16 protein-coding genes are annotated in these 20,005 nt (G+C 36.0%); 1 reads left to right on the top strand and 15 read right to left on the bottom strand.

Going from position 1 to position 20,005, the window contains the following annotated elements; translation table 11 throughout:
• Window positions 1-68 precede the first annotated feature (68 nt).
• The 4 genes from wecB to BCR25_RS16025 all read right to left on the bottom strand — a co-directional run bounded on the left by wecB (window position 69) and on the right by BCR25_RS16025 (window position 6,488).
• Window positions 69-1,190 (bottom strand): non-hydrolyzing UDP-N-acetylglucosamine 2-epimerase, encoded by a 1,122-nt coding sequence (wecB, locus tag BCR25_RS16040; RefSeq protein ID WP_069664611.1) that lies wholly within the window; start codon window positions 1,188-1,190, stop codon window positions 69-71.
• 39 nt (window positions 1,191-1,229) lie between these two features.
• Window positions 1,230-1,613, bottom strand: coding sequence for a hypothetical protein (locus BCR25_RS16035; RefSeq protein ID WP_069664610.1), 384 nt, complete (start codon window positions 1,611-1,613; stop codon window positions 1,230-1,232).
• Window positions 1,614-1,948: 335 nt separating this feature from the next.
• A complete protein-coding gene (locus BCR25_RS16030; protein ID WP_069664609.1) occupies window positions 1,949-3,265 on the bottom strand; it encodes a glycosyltransferase family 2 protein in 1,317 nt (438 codons plus the stop codon).
• Between the two features lie 139 nt (window positions 3,266-3,404).
• Window positions 3,405-6,488, bottom strand: a complete 3,084-nt coding sequence (locus BCR25_RS16025) for a hypothetical protein (RefSeq protein WP_069664608.1) — start codon at window positions 6,486-6,488, stop codon at window positions 3,405-3,407.
• 177 nt (window positions 6,489-6,665) lie between these two features.
• Here BCR25_RS16025 and BCR25_RS16020 point away from each other — a divergent pair, with 177 nt between their 5' ends.
• On the top strand, window positions 6,666-8,156 hold the full coding sequence (locus BCR25_RS16020) for an AcpB/EbpR/MafR family transcriptional regulator (RefSeq protein WP_069664607.1): 1,491 nt from the start codon (window positions 6,666-6,668) through the stop codon (window positions 8,154-8,156).
• 227 nt (window positions 8,157-8,383) lie between these two features.
• Here BCR25_RS16020 and BCR25_RS16015 read toward each other — a convergent pair whose 3' ends face one another.
• The 11 genes from BCR25_RS16015 to BCR25_RS15960 form a co-directional block, all read right to left on the bottom strand.
• On the bottom strand, window positions 8,384-10,405 hold the full coding sequence (locus tag BCR25_RS16015; protein ID WP_069664606.1) for a DUF4240 domain-containing protein: 2,022 nt from the start codon (window positions 10,403-10,405) through the stop codon (window positions 8,384-8,386).
• Between the two features lie 228 nt (window positions 10,406-10,633).
• Window positions 10,634-11,119 carry a hypothetical protein gene (locus BCR25_RS16010; protein WP_069664605.1) on the bottom strand — a complete coding sequence of 162 codons (486 nt, stop codon included), beginning with the start codon at window positions 11,117-11,119 and terminating at the stop codon, window positions 10,634-10,636.
• Between the two features lie 75 nt (window positions 11,120-11,194).
• On the bottom strand, window positions 11,195-11,473 hold the full coding sequence (locus tag BCR25_RS16005; protein ID WP_069664604.1) for a hypothetical protein: 279 nt from the start codon (window positions 11,471-11,473) through the stop codon (window positions 11,195-11,197).
• Window positions 11,474-11,503: 30 nt separating this feature from the next.
• On the bottom strand, window positions 11,504-11,935 hold the full coding sequence (locus BCR25_RS16000; RefSeq protein WP_069664603.1) for a hypothetical protein: 432 nt from the start codon (window positions 11,933-11,935) through the stop codon (window positions 11,504-11,506).
• A 370-nt stretch (window positions 11,936-12,305) separates the two neighbouring features.
• Entirely contained in the window at window positions 12,306-12,638 is a 333-nt protein-coding gene (locus tag BCR25_RS15995) for a hypothetical protein (protein WP_069664602.1), read from the bottom strand.
• A 322-nt stretch (window positions 12,639-12,960) separates the two neighbouring features.
• Window positions 12,961-15,717: a hypothetical protein gene (locus tag BCR25_RS15985; protein ID WP_069664600.1), complete on the bottom strand. Its 2,757-nt coding sequence runs from the start codon at window positions 15,715-15,717 to the stop codon at window positions 12,961-12,963.
• A 17-nt stretch (window positions 15,718-15,734) separates the two neighbouring features.
• The gene (locus tag BCR25_RS15980; protein ID WP_069664599.1) at window positions 15,735-16,319 is read right to left on the bottom strand and encodes a hypothetical protein; all 585 of its coding nucleotides are present in this window, start codon (window positions 16,317-16,319) and stop codon (window positions 15,735-15,737) included.
• 11 nt (window positions 16,320-16,330) lie between these two features.
• On the bottom strand, window positions 16,331-17,143 hold the full coding sequence (locus tag BCR25_RS15975) for a hypothetical protein (RefSeq protein WP_069664598.1): 813 nt from the start codon (window positions 17,141-17,143) through the stop codon (window positions 16,331-16,333).
• 27 nt (window positions 17,144-17,170) lie between these two features.
• Window positions 17,171-17,908 (bottom strand): LPXTG cell wall anchor domain-containing protein, encoded by a 738-nt coding sequence (locus BCR25_RS15970; RefSeq protein ID WP_069664597.1) that lies wholly within the window; start codon window positions 17,906-17,908, stop codon window positions 17,171-17,173.
• Window positions 17,909-17,939: 31 nt separating this feature from the next.
• Window positions 17,940-19,139 (bottom strand): hypothetical protein, encoded by a 1,200-nt coding sequence (locus BCR25_RS15965; RefSeq protein WP_069664596.1) that lies wholly within the window; start codon window positions 19,137-19,139, stop codon window positions 17,940-17,942.
• A 72-nt stretch (window positions 19,140-19,211) separates the two neighbouring features.
• Entirely contained in the window at window positions 19,212-19,991 is a 780-nt protein-coding gene (locus BCR25_RS15960) for a signal peptidase I (RefSeq protein ID WP_083242724.1), read from the bottom strand.
• Between the last annotated feature and the right edge of the window lie 14 nt (window positions 19,992-20,005).

The following is a 20,005-nucleotide window of genomic DNA, read 5'->3' as shown; positions in this document are numbered from 1 at the left end:
TTATCAAGTATAAAAGCAATTAAAATGTCCTTGGAACAGCGAAGCTTTTACGCATATCGTGGTTATTTTTAGTTAGGTACTACTTTATTTTTTAAACAATCAATCATTCTCTTACAAACGAACGTATTGTCATAGGGATCGGCAGTAGCAATCATTTTTTGATACTCTTGCACAGAGTCGACTAGGCGCGACAATTCGCGTCTCACATCAGCCGTTTCGGTCCCCACCAGCTTTAAAGAACCTGTCATAACGCTTTCGGGATATTCCGTGATATCTCGCAGTACTAAGACAGGTACACTTAATAGAGGTGACAACTCTTGGATAATCTCTGAATCTGTAACAATGATATGAGCATTACTTAAGAAAGCATGCATTGACTTTATTTCATCCAGCTGTAATAAATGGATATTTTCGATGTTCTCAAACTGATCTCTAGCCCTCTCTTGTGCAAAAGAATCATGCGGCAACAAGAAAACCACAGCAAATGAATCACGATATTGTTCCGCAAATTGTTTGATCCCTCTAAACGTTTTTTCCATCGGGGTGCCCCAATTTTCTTTTCTACTCATCGTAAAAAAAAGTAGTTTTTTCCCGGACACGTTTATTTGCTCAACGAGTGAATGTTGTACGTCTATTTTTGGTAATTGTTTCGCAAGCTCTATAACAAGACTCCCAGTAACACAAATTGCCGCAGCTTCTTGATTTTCTAAAAGCAAATTATAGCGATTCAGTTCTGTTGGTGCAAAATGAATATTTGCTAAAGTATCCATCACCTGTCGATTGATCTCTTCCGGAAATGGCTCGTATTTGTTTTGCGTTCTACGACCAGCGTCAACATGACCAATAGTGATTTGATGATAAGTTGCGGCTAAACTGATCGCCAGTGAAGCTACGCTTGCACCTTGAACTAACAACACGTTAGGACGTTCTTCACAAAAAATCTGATCTATCTTAGTCAAAACGTTGGCAGTTACTTTCGTATATGACTGATCTTCATTTATCACTAGCTGATAGTCTGGCACTAGATCAAAATAGTCCATGATCTGATTCAGCCATTCCTCCTTGGGACCAGTTAAAACAAGAACAGGGACAAAATGCAGCGGTTGTTCTTGCATTTCCTTGACTAATGGTAAAAGCTTTACTGCTTCAGCCCATGTCCCAAAAACAACCATTGCCTTTAACTTTGCCATTTCTCATCCTCCTTCTATCATAATAAAAGAACGAAATAGTCAGTATACGTTCCACTCTTTTATTTCATGATAGCCATAGAAGAATACCTTCACACTGTCCATACACTTTTCTGCTTGTTCCACAAATTGGCTTACCTTTGATTCTTCCACATCTATCTCTTGTGCTTCAAACAATAAATATTGGTCATCATTCGTGAAATCTGAAGATTGACTACCTATATTGTCATGTTCAGAAGTTTGCTTGAAGTCATGCGGATGGATAAATAATCTGCTTTGAACGATAAAAAAACCAATCAATAAAACAATCATTAGGCTAAAAAAGATGAGCTCCCTAACGATTCGTTGAAGCAGCAATTTTTTCCTAAAAAGAGCTAAAATAAAGAACATGGTCGATACTATTACAACTACGCTCAACAAAAGCATTGGTTAAAATCCTTTCATAGACTGCTAGTTCACTTCATAACACAGCCAGTACAAATTCCCGTTAAAAACGCGAATACGTCAAGCTAACAGTAAGATTTTATCAAAGATATGACTGAACGATTCATCAAAATCAGTCAAAACAAAAGCTTTGATTTGGCTGCCAACTATAGCCAATATTAGCATTATCTAAATCAACTGCTTCTTTCACTTACTCTTACCAAAGTGAATCACTTCACCTTTTTAAACCGTTAAAAAGAAAAACACTAAGACTAAAGTAATTGTGCCAATAAATAGTATGTTCAACTTATTTTTGCGAGAATTGATAGATTTCATGTTTAATACTCCCTTTCCAATGATTCATCTGCATTCATCGTGTGTACAGTTTTCTTCCAGTTGTTTTGAGGTTTAAACCACGTGAAAAAGCCGAATACTTGGGCAATCATATAGGTGACTGAATTCCAAATAAAACCAATGACCAACCGAAAGAAAAACAAGCATTTCGCCTGAAATGTTCTTTTTTGCTTAAAATAGGGTTTGGCTTCTTGAAAGAAATACGTACATGGAATGATCAAGAAATTAACACATTCAATCGTTAACCAAAAATAGAGTAAAGACAACAGATGGGGAAGATAGCCTATCAATCGGTGGTCGATACAAATCGCTGTGCCTATAAAAAGAAAGGCGACTGGTCGTACCATGGAATAGGAATAAAACAGTGTCTCTACTTTACTCAGTACCTCTGTAAGAGAAGCTGATTTAACGATAGTTTTCATTTGCTTTAGTGTTGTTGAGAAGGCAACGAGCCAATGTCCTTGCGCCCAACGTGTACGCTGGGTATGGCTAGCCTTAAACGAATTAGGTTTTTCATCATAAACAACCGCAAAATGGTTCCAGCCGCTGCGTTTACCTGCCATAGACAGTTCTACTTGTAATTCAAAATCTTCTGTATAGCTCCGCGGATTCCAGCCACGTTCATCTAAGTAGGAAGTCTCCAAAACAAATCCAGTACCTCCAATCGCTGTATTCCAGCCTAAGCGATAATTCGCATATTGAACGGCTCGATTGGTTATAAAATATACTGCGGCATAGCCGGAAGCTGTTAAAGAGGTAGCTACATTTTTTATTCCCAAATACCCTTGAATCACAGAAAATTCTGGGTGAGCAAGCAACTGGCTATTCATTTCTCTCAAAAAATTTTTACTTACGATATTATCCGCGTCAATAAATGCCATATAATCATAGTTTCTCCAGTGACCAGTATCGACATATTTAGCAATCGCATGCGGCTTTCCTCTAGGTTCACCAGCAGCTGCATGGTTTTCAAGGATACGTACATTGCCATAAGCTCTCACAATATCCGGCGTTCTATCTGTGCAGTTGTCTGCAATGATCACAATATCAAATAAATCTTTATTGTAATTTTGCTGCAATAAACTTTCAATTGTTTTCCCAATGACAGCTTCTTCATTATGCGCGGGTACAACAAAAACAAATTTTTTCTGATCTGGAACAATCAGATAATCTCTTTTAGGTTTCTTTAACCCAAAGAAAGACAAACAGGTAAAGTAAATTAAATTCATAAAGACAATCGCAACTAAGATCAGACATATCCATTTCAATAGTAAAAATAAATAGCTGGGTAAAATAAACATCGATAAACCTCTTTCTTTTTCGGAGTCTTTTAGCAACTGGTCAATAAATCACCGCATGTAGATTTTACTTAATCAAGCATGCGGTGCTTTGCTTCTTTTACTTATCAATCAACTATTCATATGTCCGGATCATTTTGTATCATTTGATTGCTGATTGAAGAAGCTTATTACCTTCTTGATCCTCAACACTCACTTGATAGAAATAGTTTCTTTGATCTGTGAATTCTTGTGGAATAATCGCTTGAAAAGATATGTCATCTGAAATACCGGTTGATACGCCCCATGAGGTTGGAGCTGCGGCTAATGACTCTTTTGTATACACAACCGTTCCCGATTCATCCATGATTTCCAAATATTTCTTAGCTGCACTTAAATCTATATCCGTTTGGAAATAGCCTTCGAATACGAGCTGGTTCTGCTTATTCCAATATTTATTCAGTAATTGAACTTCTGTATCTATATCCTTTATTATTGATATGCTTGGCCGTTGCTTGATTACTTCCGGTTTCACAATATTTCCCTTGATGACGACTTGTTCTAAATCAGCGTAATTTTCATGAATCAAGCCCATTCTGGAAACCATTTGCTCCAACGTTAGCTCTGTTTCATCAACCGTTACTCCATCAATCGCTACCGCCATAAAAATGGTATAGCTTCCTGTCTCTAATTGTCCTAACGTATCATTATCAATAATGAATTGATATCCATTATATCTGTCGGTTTGATACCAATCAGTATTTTGAGCAGAAATATGTTCTATTTTTTTACCTGAATTCGCTTCAACCAAGCTGACCGTTTTAACGATTTTGGACGGATCAGATAAATCCCAGTCTTCATTTTCAATCAAGCCTTCATACACTAAGCCATAATCTTCCCAGTACCCCCGCTCAAATTTTGACGTTGTGGGAGATATTTTTTTAGCTACAGTCAATTCTGTCGGCTCACTTGTTTTATCCGCTTTTTCATTTTGATGACCAATAATTTCAACAGTAATTAAATCATTTTCTTGCAGATCAATGTCATCGGATAATGTCACCGAGTAATCTGAGTCGGATAAAACAGCATTTGATGCTACTTCTTCATTATTTACCTTTATCAATAACTCGTAGGTCCTATCGTATTCTGTACTTTGAGCAGAAATATGACCTTTGATTTGATGCTGATGTTCGTATACCTCTTCAACTGAGGCCTCGTTCACGATCCACTCATCATAATGTGTAGCATCTTCAACGAGTTGAACCACTTCTTCACTATATTTATTCTCTCTTTTCGGCTGTTTGCCAATAAGTGTTACTGAAACCTGATCTTTTTCTGTCAAAACTATATCGGTAGGTAACTCTACTGTAAACTCTTGACTTGGTTCTACCTCAAGCTCACAAAATTGAGCGCCATTAATTGCTGCAACAAGCGTATACGTACGTTCATAACCTAAATCCTGCTCACCAATTTCTCCTGTAAGCACGCGGTCTGTATCGGTCACACTATTTAAAGTTGGGGCATTTATCTGCCAGCTTTGATAATCTGTAGAATCTATTATTACGGCTTTGGTTTCCGCTGATTTGCTTTCTTTATCATCTTGATGGCCAACCACTTTAGCAACGACTTTATCTCCTACATTTAGTGCTGTTACATCAACTTCAAATGGATAAGGTTTTAACGAAACATCGATGGAAGACTGAATGGTAACCAACTCGTCATTTACGTAGAGCAGTAAATCATAATAGCGTTGCGCAGTTCGGTTTTGTACTGGAACTTGCCCTTTGATTTTGGTTGAATCTTCATTAAGAGAGTCAGTCTGCAATACAGGTGCCAAGACCTCCCATTCATCATAGTCATCTTTATTTTCCGAGCTAACGATCATTTCTGTTGTCGTACTTGTTTTGTCAGGTTTTCCTTCTTCAGAACCGACGATCATTGCTTCGATTTTATCGCCTTTCACCAGCCCTTTGATATAAGGAATCAAAATATCGGTGTCGTCTTTGAGGTTTTCTTTTTTATAGATTTCTTTTCCATTTAGGGCAACAGATAATTTATAAGTTCGATTCAGCTGATGATTTTGATTTGGTGTTGATCCCTGAATAATCAATTCATCTTCATGAGCTTGAATGAGTTTAGGTGCTTCAACATTCCATTTTTCCCATGGAATTATGTCCGTCTCATCCACAGTAACTATTTCATCTGAATATTTTATATTGCGAACACCATTTCCATTGGAATTTTTTTCTATCCCTTTCACTCTAGCAGAAACAATATCTGTTTTAGTCAATTGATCGTCAAAATCAAATCCCCAACTGCCATCTTCTTTCATCGTTAATTCTTTATAGACTTTTCCGTTCACTAGTAATTCTACAAAATAGTTGGTTGGGTGCTCGTTTACTTCATCCTGCAGCCCATTTCCATAATAATAGGATGGCTCTTCTTTCAATCGCTGAAGTGTTGTTTCTTCCACAGGATTCTCGATCCAGGAATCTAGGATCGTTTCCCCACTGACGACCGAAACAATCGACCCTTTCCCGCCGATCGTAAGCCAATCGGCAGAGCTGGTCCGTGACCGTATAACATAATTGCTTTCTCTTTCGACTAATCGACCAGTGTCTTTACGCCATTTCCCAAGATCAATAAATACATTTGTTTCAATAACTACAGAGCTTACGTTGGTTGTATAATTAGGTGTCTTATAAACAATTTTTTGTCCTTCACGATCATAATTCATCGTTTCAGAATTGAAGACTGATACTTTTTTACCCCAAACGTCTTTTTCAATCGATTTTGTTGCACTCCCTAGCCCACTTGGACGAGTGACTGTCCCTCGTATGTACTTTTCAAAATTCGGTGTGCTAAAAAATTCAGCCGTAATTTCTTTATCTATAAAGATCTCTTGTTTATATTGTGCACTGACTCCTGCACTAAAAGATGACTTTCCTTTTGTATGAATATGCAGGACATCCTCATCTGCACTCAATTCCTGAAACGAATCCTTGAAACCTGTATTTAAGTTAGCATAGGGCACCGTTTCATTTTGATTTTCTATAATGGGTGTATTTGTCATCTGAATCGTATGTCTATTTTTTGGTGCTTCATTTACCTTTTGGCTATTTATTTGTGAATGTTTGCCTTCCTTTGCCAAATAATGTGTACTAAAAAATAAAGAACCAACGATTGATACTCCCAGGAAAATCCCTTGTGTATAACGTTTTATGTATAAATATTTTTTCTTGTTCATTTTATCTCCTCCACTCGCTTAATTTTCACAAACTTATTATAGAAGATAGATGAAAATAACGGAGGTCAAAAATGACAGCTGCTTAAAAGAAACATTTGACCTTGAACTTTATTACTTGCCAAAATGAAAATATTCATTATACTGTAGCATTAACTAAACTAAAAAGGAGGTCTCACTTTGTATCACTCCCCTATTTTTGATAAAGGTACACGAATCAAGATGGATATTCTAACAACTATCGGTAATACTTCAGTCTGGTTTAGTTCTGAAAAACTATCAATGACGATCGACATCGAAAAAAAAACAATTTTAAAATATTGTAGGGAACTTGCTGTGGATGCGACAAATTTTAATAATGGTATTACTATTCTTATAAATAAAAGTAAAGGCGTTTTTTTAGAAAAAAAAGATGAACTCTCTTTAGTCAGCTTCAAGCTATTCATCATCGAAAATACATTAGCTATCAAATTAATGAAGCGCTTGCTTTTTAATCAACCCTGCAGCTTAGCCCAGTTGGAACAAGAGCTTTTTATTAGTGAATCAACCATCCGCAGAAAAATTAGAACATTTAAATCCGTGATCGCTGAACATAATATTACTATTGCTTACAAAAATAATAACTACATATTGACAGGTGATGAGGCACAAATACGGATGTATGCTTTAATGTCTTTTTGGATCACCTACAAAGGAAATACCTGGCCGTTTCCAATGATCGACGAGAAAAAAATGATTCGAACGATCGATAAGCTTTTAGACCATCATGGAATACAGGGCACCTCAATCAATGAAACCGATAAACGTTTACTTACGTACATTTTAGCTATTACAGTCGTTCGGTTTCATTTGGGCAAGCCTATCACATGGACTAACAACTGGAACTCTTACGCTCAGACAAACACAGCCTTTGACCTCGATAACATTCTCCAAGAATACTTTTTATCGAGGGATGAGTTAAACTTTTTCTCTTTGATTCTCCAAACGTTTGTGAAAACCTACGATTTCCAGAAGATCGGTTCTAAAATCATTGCATCACATAAAGAAAACAATACGCCTGCTTTTCAGGCAACCGAAATTTTTTTCGCTACGTTTCAAGAATACTTTACTATTGATCTTGATGATCAAGCGAAACAAAAAACCTACGGCTATCTTTTATCAAGTCATTTATTTGCTGATATTTTTAAGAATTTCAACCTTGGAATCAGTGGCATCGATGTTAATCACGAAGCGAAAGAGAATTTCCCTCATCTTTCAAAAAAACTTTACGCCTATATCACTGAACTAGCTGACACAACTGAACTATCTTTGTTTCAAGAAAAAGATACATTGCATATGCGGTATCTATTACTTTTTTCTAGCTTTAAAAACTTAACAGTATTTGAACCTAAGATTCATATTTATTTTGAAAGTGACTTACCTGACTTTTCAGAAAAGATCATACAGGATACTATCAGTAACATGTTTGCCAACTGGTATAACATCTCTTTTAATACACAAAGTGATCAGCCCAATGATTTAGTTATCATCAGCAGTTCTATGCCTAAAATTCAAAATATAAATGTCGAAGAAAAAGAAGTGATCTATATTGATTCAACTGTTTCAGCAGATGACTTTAATACATTGAATAAGGTGCTGAAAAGAATACGTACAAAACAAACAGATGGCTAATATCCTGATATCTTTTATTATCCTATACGTAAAAAAAGAGACCCAACTCAAAGAGTCATATCTCAGCCGCCTAGAATATCAATAAACGACAAAACTTAGCAGAAATCGTTCAACATCGAAATAGAAGATTCTGCATTTTTGTCGTTTCTGTAAATTTCTTTCTCCTTATCGTTATCACTTATTGGTACTACTTTCTCACCCGTGTTTATTTGTACAATTCAGCAATCTTATTCATTAAAAACCTGTTGAAAATGCTCATCCAGAAAAAGAATGTCCTGTGGTCCACACTCTTCAGCAAGGCTGTTTAAGATAGTAGTGATCTGCTTTGGATAAACAGGGTGGCTATTTAAAATTGATTTAGCATACGCTATAACACTTTCTTTAGTGTATCCATAATGTAGTGGATGAATTTCTGTTTTCTTAATTAATTCAGCAATATCTTCGCCTTCATTTCGATCGATAACACAAGGAATCAGTTCTCCTTGTGAAAAAGCAGAAAAATCTTTTTGGGGAAATGAAAGCTTATACGCTAACCAACAAATTTTTTCTTTTGGCTCTAATTGTATTGGAATCAATGTAAAAAGCTCTGATTTTTCTTCACCGCAAAGAACAGCAGGAATAAGTGAATGTTTTTCAAAAATAGCCGATTTTCCTTCTCTGCTCAAAAGAACTATACCGTAAATCAGTGTAACCAATAATGTACCTATTCCAAACCAAATAGACTTTTGAAAAGCCTTGATCGTTCCCAGTGCGAAACTACTGAAAAATGCTTTATGGATTGGACTGATGCTGCGGTCTTTCCAAAAATCCAGTTCTTTAATCTGTTTTTTGTTGGGTAATGAGTGTGTTTGCAACAGCTTTTCCTGATTAGAAATAACCGCTTCTTTATTTCCATTTTTTGGTAACGGTAATCCGTATTTTATAAAGTCTAGTACCTCATCAGCACTTTTACCAATAGAAGATAAAGGAAATTCCAGATAAAGCGGTTGCTGTTCTTCGTCATCATAGGTTCCGAAAAAACTATGTTTTAACCTAAATACTAGCTCTGAAAAAAATCCTTCTTCATCTGCATAGCCACACCAAAATAAGCGTCCACTGATAAATGAAACAATATATTCTTTCCAGCTTTGAAATGACTCTTGAGCGGTCTTAGTGATCACTCGCAAATACTCATATGTTTCTCTTTCACTAAAATAGCCAATCCCAACACTGGTACGGGCAAGGTTGGCTCCCCGCTCTAAATCCCACGCAAGAACCGTTTGGCATCGTTTAAAATCTTCAATAGTTAGAAATTCCATTTCCATTTCCTTATTGATTTGTGTAATAAGACTCTCAACGATAGGATGATCAAAATCAAATGTTTGCATAATATATCTAGGCGTATGAACAGCTCCTACAGATAAGTCGTCAACCATTTCAAGCATTTCTGAACGATTACTAACTCCCCACCACTGCTTATATATCTTTTTTTGCTGCTCTGCATAAGTAGTCATAGGGCTGACACATCTAGTCATGTCAGGAAAAATATACATGCTTCCAAAGGTCAAAAACTGCGCTTTTGCTTGATCTAAAACCTGATTTTTCTTTCGATACTTTTTATTGCCCAATACAAGTTTGCATTTTGCCAAAAGAAATCTCGCATATAAAAAATGCTGTTTCTTATCATCTTGTCCATCAAATTCATCTTCTTCATCCGCTTCATTTTCACTACGTTCCATAATTTCTGACAATTCAACTAAATCTGGCAATCGTCGGTAAGCGTCAGCCAGTACCTCATCAGCATCCTTATAGGCATTCAGAGAAGTAGTCATATAAAAGGACAATTCATCCACTGTTCGTTTTATTTCTTCAATTTGCTGTTTCATTAGTTGGTGATCGGACATGGGACGAATGGATAGTAGATCTTCAAATTCTGCTCCTCCCCAAGGAATAGCTTTCATATCAGCTAAACGATCCGGATTTCTCAACACATTTTTTACAACATCTTCTCCTTGACTGATCAGCCACAAATTAAAATAAAAAAGTGTATCATCAGAAATATAATCGTTGATAATATAACAGCTCATCGCTGCATAAGGATAATCTTCTAATATATCCAAGTACGCATCTAAATAACCATTAAATATTGCTTGTTCTTCTTGAGAATAGTTTAAAAATAAACGGTTTCCCAGCTCCTCAGGATTTTCACAGCCTTTATCATATTCCACTCGTATTTCTTCCATTAAGAACCAAAATTTTATTTTATCCATTGTTTCTTCTCCTTAAACAATAGCATCAACCTGCGTTTTAATTAGAAACTCAAATCGTTTTAATTTCATTCTCTGTGTTCAAATAGAGTCATTTTTTCTTAGTTCCACACCACAAACGGTGAAAAAACAATTTTGATCCTTGTTGTATTTTGATTTAAGCATGATATTTTATCACTTCTGAACGATCAAACACACTTCTCCATCCTCTCTGTACTTTTGATCCAGTCATTACTCATTTATACCAAACAAAAGCTGATTAAGTTCCTTCATTTCTTTCGGTGCCTTGTTGCTTCCGTAAATCGATTTACTGGTTTGATCTGTATACTTAATTGTTATGTTCCACTGTGATCCATCCATCATTTGCTTGTCAATATATTCTTTTTTCCACTCGTTTACTTTAGTCCCTTGTATTTCTTTTCGAAGCGCTTCTATATTTTTAATTTTATATGTTTTAAAGTTTTTTTCTGGAATTTCAGTGATTTCGTTAGGCTCTCCACCTTTTCTAAAGTCTTCATTATTAAATATCTTTTGGGTCTTTTCATCTAAATCAATAATAGCTGCTTCACTTATCACACCAAAACTTGATGTTTCATAAGTAAGATTAGCGATTTTCTTTTCATTTAAGCGATCTCGACAACTTACCAGAAAAACAATAATTAACAACAAAGCTAGTAGATAAAAACTCCGAGAATATTCACCCTGATGTTTTTTCACTATGGTATCCTCCTAATAAATACTAGCAATCACCTCTGCGGCTTTCGCTTTTTATTAACAGTTGTCGAAACTTTTCTATTCTTCCGACTCATCTAATATACATTTTTCACATATCGGTATTCCTGAACCTTCATGGTCAAAAGCCCCCGTGTTCCCCGTCCAGATGATCCTTCTATTTTCCCATTCACCACATAAAATACAATGATCTACATGTTCGGGAAATTCTTCTATACCGACAGCATTTGATTTAAAAATAGATAACAGCACTTGGAAACAAATTTCACAAAAATTTTTATCTTGTTTAATTTGATTTTCACAACAACAATAACAATACTTTACTACCTTATTTTCCAATTATTTTTCTCCATTCTTATAAACGCTGAATCATAGTCTATTTATAGCTTCTCTCTGTTTTGAAGTAAACAAACCGACTTTGAATGTCTTCATTTTATTCTCTGCTTTGCTTGAAAGCAAAAGGTAGTGGTTACTACTTCTATCTTTTCCATGACCGTTTATCACTGTTTTTGCTATAAATCTCCAATCCGACAATAAATATGAATACATTTTTCCTTTAAATAAAATGATTCTGATTTCTTCGTTTGTTTTAATGATCTCCTTTACAAAAAAACCTAAAAATACATATAAAAATAAATTAAAAACTAGCAAAAAAATTACTACTCCCAATGCTATTAACTCCCATGCAGAATGATTTGTATACCCTAGAATGATAATCCCTGCAGCAATCATCATTTCTACAAGTCCAATCCAAAAACTAAAAAATAGAATAATACCCTTTTTTACCTTAATAGAATTCATTTTACACTCCTTCATTTCCGTGTGCTTTAACTCTATATTTTGGTCCTAGCTCCAATCATGAGTAAGCAGTCAAACCAATATTAAGTAAACTATTGTTAACAAAAAAACTCTTTTTCCTACAACTATCTTCTCTATTTCTTTTTTGTTGTAAAATATATCTATTATTATAATACATTCGTTATCTTTGTAACTAGTTTTTAAGGAAATCAGTCTACAGTTCCTTTTATCTTGTAAAAATAAGAGTGCGAAACAAAACAAAACGAAAAATCAGTTTTGTTTTGTCTCGCACTCTAAAACGTAATAAACGGTGGTCAAAAGTCAGATTTTTTGGCAATTTCGCAAAAATCGACTTTTGTCTCAACTTCTATCCTTACTTATTCGACTTATGTTCTATGTTGCTTCTGTTATCAATCAATTCCAAAACACATAGAAAACAAAGGATAAATCCCAGCCATGAAAATAAAGAAACCAATACTCCGCTTATTAAAAATAAAACCAGATAAGTCATATGCCTCTTTAATTTATCCACGACTAAAAATCCTATGAATAGACCAACAAGACCGACCACATATCGAATAAATCTATTTGTAAAATCCAGCATAGGATAATCCAAGTATTCTTGTACCAAAAAAACTGTCTGAATAATCCAGCCGACTCCAATAAACATTATCAATACCTTACCACTTTTCTGAATCCAATTCACCGCATTGCCCCCTTACATCGTTTAAACTTAATCACTACCACACTCTATATCCTCACTAGTTTCTCGCTACTTTAATCTTAATTGGGGAAAAATAGCACCCACTGTATTCATCAATTAATCCAGCAAAAATAATACCGTGAATAGTATAAACGATCAAAGAACAACTGATCCAACCTTTTTCCCTTTTCTTTTGTTCATTTTTTCCTTTACAACTTCGTCCGTTTCTTCTATATCAGCGCTATGTAGAATCCATATATACAAAAACTTCCAGCTTCTTTCATTCTTTTTAATGCAAGGAAACTGAAAGTTTGCAACTCCATAGCTATTCAACAATAGTATACGTATCTTCTTGTCCATAGTCCCAATGATAAAAGCCTGGACTTTCGGTTCCATTCAGACTTGGCTTGATGTACATTGTGAGCCAGTATTCTTCTGTTTCACCAATGTAATCAATTTGTGGAATTCCTGTACCTGTTACATTTCCAGTTTGTTTAGATGAATCTGTTAACTCAAAACCGATATACTGGTAATATTCAGGAACCACTAATTCTGCTTCATAGAAATAATATCCGTAATGAATCGGCAGTTTGACTGGTTCATAAGCTACGTTTGTTCTATCTGTGCCTGATTCTGAATAGACATACACTTCTTGTGCCGCTGCTTTTTCATCCGGTATCGATGGTCCAACTGGCTCACCAGGATCAACGCCTCCATATGGTGTGATTGCTGCTTTCGGGTTCTCTATATTTTTTAGTTTAATATAGCCTTCAGTTGATGTAACCAGTTCATCATTCGGATCTAAAACGATTTGACGAACATTTAATTTTGCGACCTCTGCGTACAGCTCTATAATAGGCAGATCATTTATCACTGAATTATGAGTCAGTGATAGTTCATACTGCCCCGGTATACGAGCATTATTTACCCCTGTTAATGATTCATTGGTCTGATTATAGGCAGCTTCACGATTCGTTTGAAAGTCTGTTGTTTCAGCTACTCCAATTCCCCATACATTATCATAGTTCCACGCTTCGGCATGACTTCTGTCAACAATTGCTGCATCATCAAGTTGTGCTGCTTTTCTCAACGGATAGCGAAAGCCAAATGCATAGATTACTTTATTCTGACTCTTCGCGACCTTCGTTGTTTCATTGGTAACAAAAACAGTAATGACCCGTTCTAACGTTTTTGAAGTACCCTTATCGGAATATGTGTAAGTTATAGTCAACGGATACGGCTTGATAATATCAGAATAATCTTCTGCTTCTGGATAATCAGAATTACTTGCTCGTTGGACATACTTACCTTGAGCACTCTTAATCTCATCTAATTGAGTTTGGTCAATGATGACTTTACCGCTATCAACCGTTTCAGAATCTAAAATCTCACTTGTTTTCCGATCATACAAAACAATCTCAGCTAATTTTTTCACATTAAGATTATTCTTCACATTGCTTACAGAAACCGCAAAATTATTTGCACGTAAAGCATATTGTTCATCATATGTGGTCACATCACTATAATAAAATAGACTATTACTTTCATATTTTAGTGTATATGGTGTCTTTTCATTTTTATTATAGATAAGTTTTCCTGTATAGTTTGCTTTTAAATTTCCTACTTTAAATGTTTGAGAGGCATTCATATTTAGCTCAATCGTAAAATCATCTTCAACGTTAGTCAGTCCTTCTAAGTCAAGAATCCATTTATTTTGACTAGCCGAAGTCATTCGAGAATTATCGACTATGTTTCCATTGACTTTTAGTGAACCTTGAACATACTCGGAACCTTCCGGAAAGTATAGTTCCATTGCTTTTTCATAAACTGCAACATTGTCATTCTTTTTTTTATTCACATTTAGGGTTACTTTTCGATTAAGATCGCCAATTTTGATTTCGTTCGAGCTATCAGCATCATCTGAAAATTGTAACGTATACTCTGGTCTGTCGATATCAAATGTTCCACCTAAAATCGAGGGATAAAAACCATCAGCTCCGTCACTTAAATAGGATACCTTAACGTTGTTTAAGCCTTGCGGAAAATATGAGGCATTATCTAAATCGTAGTTAAAGACGTCAATATTATTTTTATAAATGTCATTTGGTTTTCGATTAGCTGTAGAATCGGCATCGTTATCTGTGAATTGACCTCTAAAAAAGTTATTTTTAGGTCTGATCGGACTTTCCATCTCTGTTCTAACTAATGATTGATTGTCTAAGAAAGACTCTGTAATCAATTTATCTCCTTCAAGTGAATAATTTCCACCCTGTACAACTCCTGTCAAAGAAAAACTTGGACTAGATGTAGAAAGTAAAGGAATTGGTACTCCACTTGAAAAGTCAGTTACTAGCTGATTGCCATAAACATATCGGTTAAACGCATTGACAATACTTTTTCTCAAAGGCAGTTCTTCGTCTTCTTCAACAAACGTAATTGACCAATTGGCTATATTATCTGAGCCTTGAGCTACTTCCCGTTTATTATCAATATTTTTTCCCCAGTAAGTCCCTTGTCCTTCATTCGTAACAAAATCCGTCACATCATAAACAACATCTTCAAATCCTGTATCAATAGCAAAACGGCCACCTTTAGGCCCTAAAATGAACGTATCTTTTCTATTAGAAGGAGACTCTTGCGATCTCGCTCCCACTTGGAAAAAGTAAAGATATGCCTTAACTACTTTTCCTTTAGGCACATAGTCCATTGACGTGCTGTTAAAAGTTGTCGGATCGTCATCATAGTCTTTATAGGCTAAACTCGGGGTCAAACCTCCTCCCGTATCGTATCCAACAGTATTTGATCCACCAATGGATTGAACTGAATAACGACCTATATCATTAAAAAGTGCTACACCATTGGCATCATTTGCCGGAATTGATGTCCGTTGATAGTTTGAAGAGAGATAATTTACAGCTGTGGTATCGGCTTTAATCGTCTTATTAGAGAAAAAATAGGCGCCCCCTATTATCCCAAAACTTATTAAAGAAAGCATTGTAACAATACTAGATAATCTTAGACGTTTTTTTCTTTTTTTAGATAGACTAGGTGCAGCCTTTTGGTCTTGGTCTTTATTTCCCATATTCTTCTCTCCTTTCCTCAGTCAACTTGACTTTCTAATGTATTATAGATCGTTTTTAAAGGATCTATCGTGGGAATCGTTTTTTGCCACCAGGCTGAAATAAACGTATCACCTTCAGCGCTGATTGCCTCTGCTTTTAAATAAATCGTCATTTCTCCAGGCGTTTCACTAGTGATTTGTTTAAACAGTTCTGAGGTCTCTTGACCTTTTGCTAATTTCTTATGGTAATAAAAATAACCATCTTTACCTTCTGTCCAATCAGAAGTATTCAGATTTTTAGCAACTTCGCTTGGGAGAGACTGCGTAGCAACATCTTCTGTATCTTTACTAACTGGAAATACCATAACACGGACGAACTGATTGACTTCGGTATCGTTCTTAACAGAAATAACACGTTTTTGTTCGTTATTTACTTTTAAATTTGCTGTGATCGAGTCGTTATCTTTTAGATTGACCTGCAAGTCACCTACTTTACCTAGATATTCTTTTTGATCACTGGAATAAAAATTTGCTCCTGTATCTCCTAGCAACAAGCTTATTGAGAGTAATGAGAGTGGCACTAGAAAGAGCATTTGACGAGAACGTTTCTTCATCTTTTTCATCCCTTTCCTCCTCACTTCACTTTGCTTTCAAGCATCTGATACACAGGATTTGATGTACCTAAATTGAATCCATTGCCACTGGAAATAGAAACTTTTGCCGCACTATATCCTTCTGCTTTACCTGACAGCTCATAAAAGCTGCCTTTCATCTTATTCGCTGCTTTTTCCGTGACGTTAATACTATCAACCAAATTGTTGGTGGTTTCACCAGGTCTAAGTACTTCTGAATAATAGAAGTATCCCTCATAGTACAACCAATAGTTTTGTTGTAGTCCCGCCGGTGGAGGTGTCTGATCCGTCAAGTGACTATTAAAATTCATAACAACTGCATTTTCTAATAAAGCAGGTCGTGCATTCGCACTGTTTATAACATATGTTGCACGTTGGTCACCTATTTGATAGGTCCCATCGCTTCTTTCAAGGGTTTTTCCAGTTTCCCAAGTAGAACTGTTTCCTACATCAATCATACCTACAGCTTGATTCGTCACTTTTAGGGCACCATTGCCTGATTTATCAGTAGTATCAACTTCAAACGTCAACAGCACTTCCTTCAATGACACTCTGACAACGGCGTTAACCGTAGAATTATTACGTACAGCTAAATCTTTTTGGGACGAAACTTTTGGAGCTAACACATCCATATCTTTTCGACCTTCCAACACGATTTCCAAACGACCAGTTGCCATTTGGTTGACTCGTTCATCAGCAAGCGTTACCCAAGCATATGTGCTGCCTAAAACAATTAGAAATCCGAACGCCAAGGAAAATCCCAGCATGATATGCTTAGTTCTTTTTCTTGATTGGCTTTTACGCTTTCCCTTCATAGGCTCTCTTCCTTTCTTTTATCAACTCTATTTTTTCGTTTCTCGTCTCTTTTTGTAAAAAAAGAATAAAGCTATTACAATCAGAAACAATCCAGCACAGATTCGATAAAGAAGATTTTCCCATTCTTCACCAGTACTTGGAAGGAAGCCGCTTGGTTTTACTGGTTTCGTTGGCTTGATTGGAGTTGTTGGGGTTGTTGGATCTGTTGAATCAGTTGGGGTTGTCGGCTCATCCTTAGCAGTCGCAAGAAAGTTCCAATAAAACTTATACTCGCTTGCTTCCTTATAATCCTCAAGTCCTAACTCACTTGATACAGTAAACGTTGCCGTAAGTACCTCTTCATCACCTGATGTATAAAAACCTAAAGGTAATTGTGATACAGTCCAATCAAAATTCTCTTTGCCTAGTATATTACCTTCATAGATGACAGTGTTCCCTTGTTTGATGGTGACCGTTACATACTTACGAAAATCTATCGGTCCCTTTTGTTCTCCATCTTTCACTTGTAAGCGAACATCAAAGCCTTGTTTGACATCTACATTTCGAATACTGATTTCTTTTGTAAATGTATCACCCGGCAGCAAATCGTCCAGCTCAATAAAGTATTCTCCTTCACTGCTTGCATAAAATCCGTCTGTATCACCAATGACTACCCCAGGAGGAAGGGCAACTCCTTCTACAGGAGCTGCCTTTACCAAAAGAGCAAGGATGAGATACAGCAAAACACATAGATACTGACATCTTCTTTTGCTATTCTTTTGCATGAAATTCCCTCCATTATTACTTTAGCGACACTTATTTTGTAACTAAGCTTTGAAGGTGAGTTGCAACTGGATCTGTTGAAGCCATTCCCCAACCGCCGTTGTTTCCTGCTGGATCTGTAATCGCAGCTTTAACTGCTTGGATTGCTTCCATGTTTAATACCAAATCTACTTGCACATCAGAATATTTCTTGCTGGCATCTGCTCTAAGTCCCAATGCATTTAAGAATTCTGGTGTTGATTCTCCACTGTTTAAAACATTCATATAATAGAAGTAACCGTCTTTATCGTTATACAACCATTTGTTTTCGCCACCACTCGTTGGAACTGTGTTTGTCATACCTGCAGCATTGTAAACTGTATATAGTGAACTGTCTAATCCGCTATCAGATTGTAAATTTGCTAACCAGCGTGTATTATCTGCAGCATCAACTGTTGGAATTTGTGCACCTGTTGCTAATGTAGCTGGTGTGTTTGCAAACGCAGTGTAATCGTAGTCTACATTGTATCTTGTTCCTGAAGTTCCTAGCATTGTGTTTGAACCTGCCCAATCAACTGCTTTAAATTCTTGACTTTGGTAAACATAATAGTTGATGTCAGCTACAGTGTATGTCCATGTATCTGCTGTTGCACCTGCTGGTGAAGCCACTTTCAGTGAAGCATCCATTTTTTGGAATTTGCCGGTTTCATATTCATTGAAAATCGCATATTCAAGACCAACTTTTTCTACTGTCTTTCCATCACCAGTAATTTCAGACGTTTTTGTTCCTTTCGCTTTTACTTTTACATTTGCTGGTAATGCAGGAGTGATTTGGCTTGAAGGAACATCGACCCAGCCATTTCCTGTATATTTATCTGCATTGAATGCAACTGGTAAATCTGCTGCACTTGTTGCACCAGTTTGTTTTGTGATTGGTTCTCCATCATTACCATAAAATTTCAACACTTCTTCATAAGAAACACGAACAAATACTCGTGAATTCCCAGAATTTGTAACACTAACTTTCTTGTCATGTTCTGTACCAATTTCCCAGTCGCCTCTTGAAATAAAATCTTCATTTAAATGAACAGTACCATCAGTAATCGTAGATGTTGTCATTCTATTGACACGTTCATCGTTAAGTTGTACCCATGCGAATGTTCCTGCTAATAACATTGTCGCAGCTAATCCTGCAGCAACACCTGTTGTAACCTTTTTCTTAGTCTTGTTATCCATTTTTTTGACTCTTTTCATTTTCTATTTCCTCCTAAAAAAATATATATTTATATAAAATTCAACAATAAACTATTGAATTTATATCCTTGATTAAGTAGAGCGTATGTTCCTTTTTTCTTTCACATTTCCCTTATGAACACGTGGTTTCTTTTTTGTTTTGCCTTTTTTTACTTCAACATAATCTGGCTGCTCAAAATAAAATCGCAAAACCCAAACAAAACCAAACATGGAAATTAGAAAAATTAAACACACCACAAAATGATCACGTACGAATTTCAATATATTACCAACATACGGAATGACGAAAACTACTTTTCCCACTACTCTACTACCATCAACTGGCGGATCTTGAGATTTGTTTGCATCCCCTTGAGTAATCATAAATTTTCCTTCTTCACCGTTTAGTTCAGTCATCTTTTCTTTGACCCTATGGGTTAAATAGGATCCTTCGCCGACGGTAAAAGTGACAATATCATTGACTTTTATTTGATCATACGTCGCCATTTTCACTATCGTGACATCCCCTGAATGAAAGCCCCCAGGTAAGGAATCTTTTTGCGGCACCATTGAATTGGTTAATACATTATAGAAGCGATAGCCAAAAAAGGATTTATTTGAATCTTTATTTGCTACAAATAAGATAGAGCCTAAAATAATGCCGATCACCAAAAGATAATAAAGAAGATCAAATAACAGGCTCATCCCTTTTTTCCATTTCTTTTTGGGCTGTTCAATTTGTTTGACCTTCCGGGATTTTCCTATTGCTTTTTTGGGTGAACGCTTAGTTTGTTGAGTCTTCATTTTGTTTCTGGACTTTGACTCTTTTTTATTGCTTTTTTTTGTTGACTCGACCGACATGATTTCCCTCATTTCCTTTTCCCCTG

The sequence above is a fragment of the Enterococcus termitis genome, assembly GCF_001730305.1.
Classification (GTDB): domain Bacteria; phylum Bacillota; class Bacilli; order Lactobacillales; family Enterococcaceae; genus Enterococcus_L; species Enterococcus_L termitis.
Note: the sequence above shows the minus strand (reverse complement) of the source record. Positions and strands in the feature narration are given on the sequence as shown.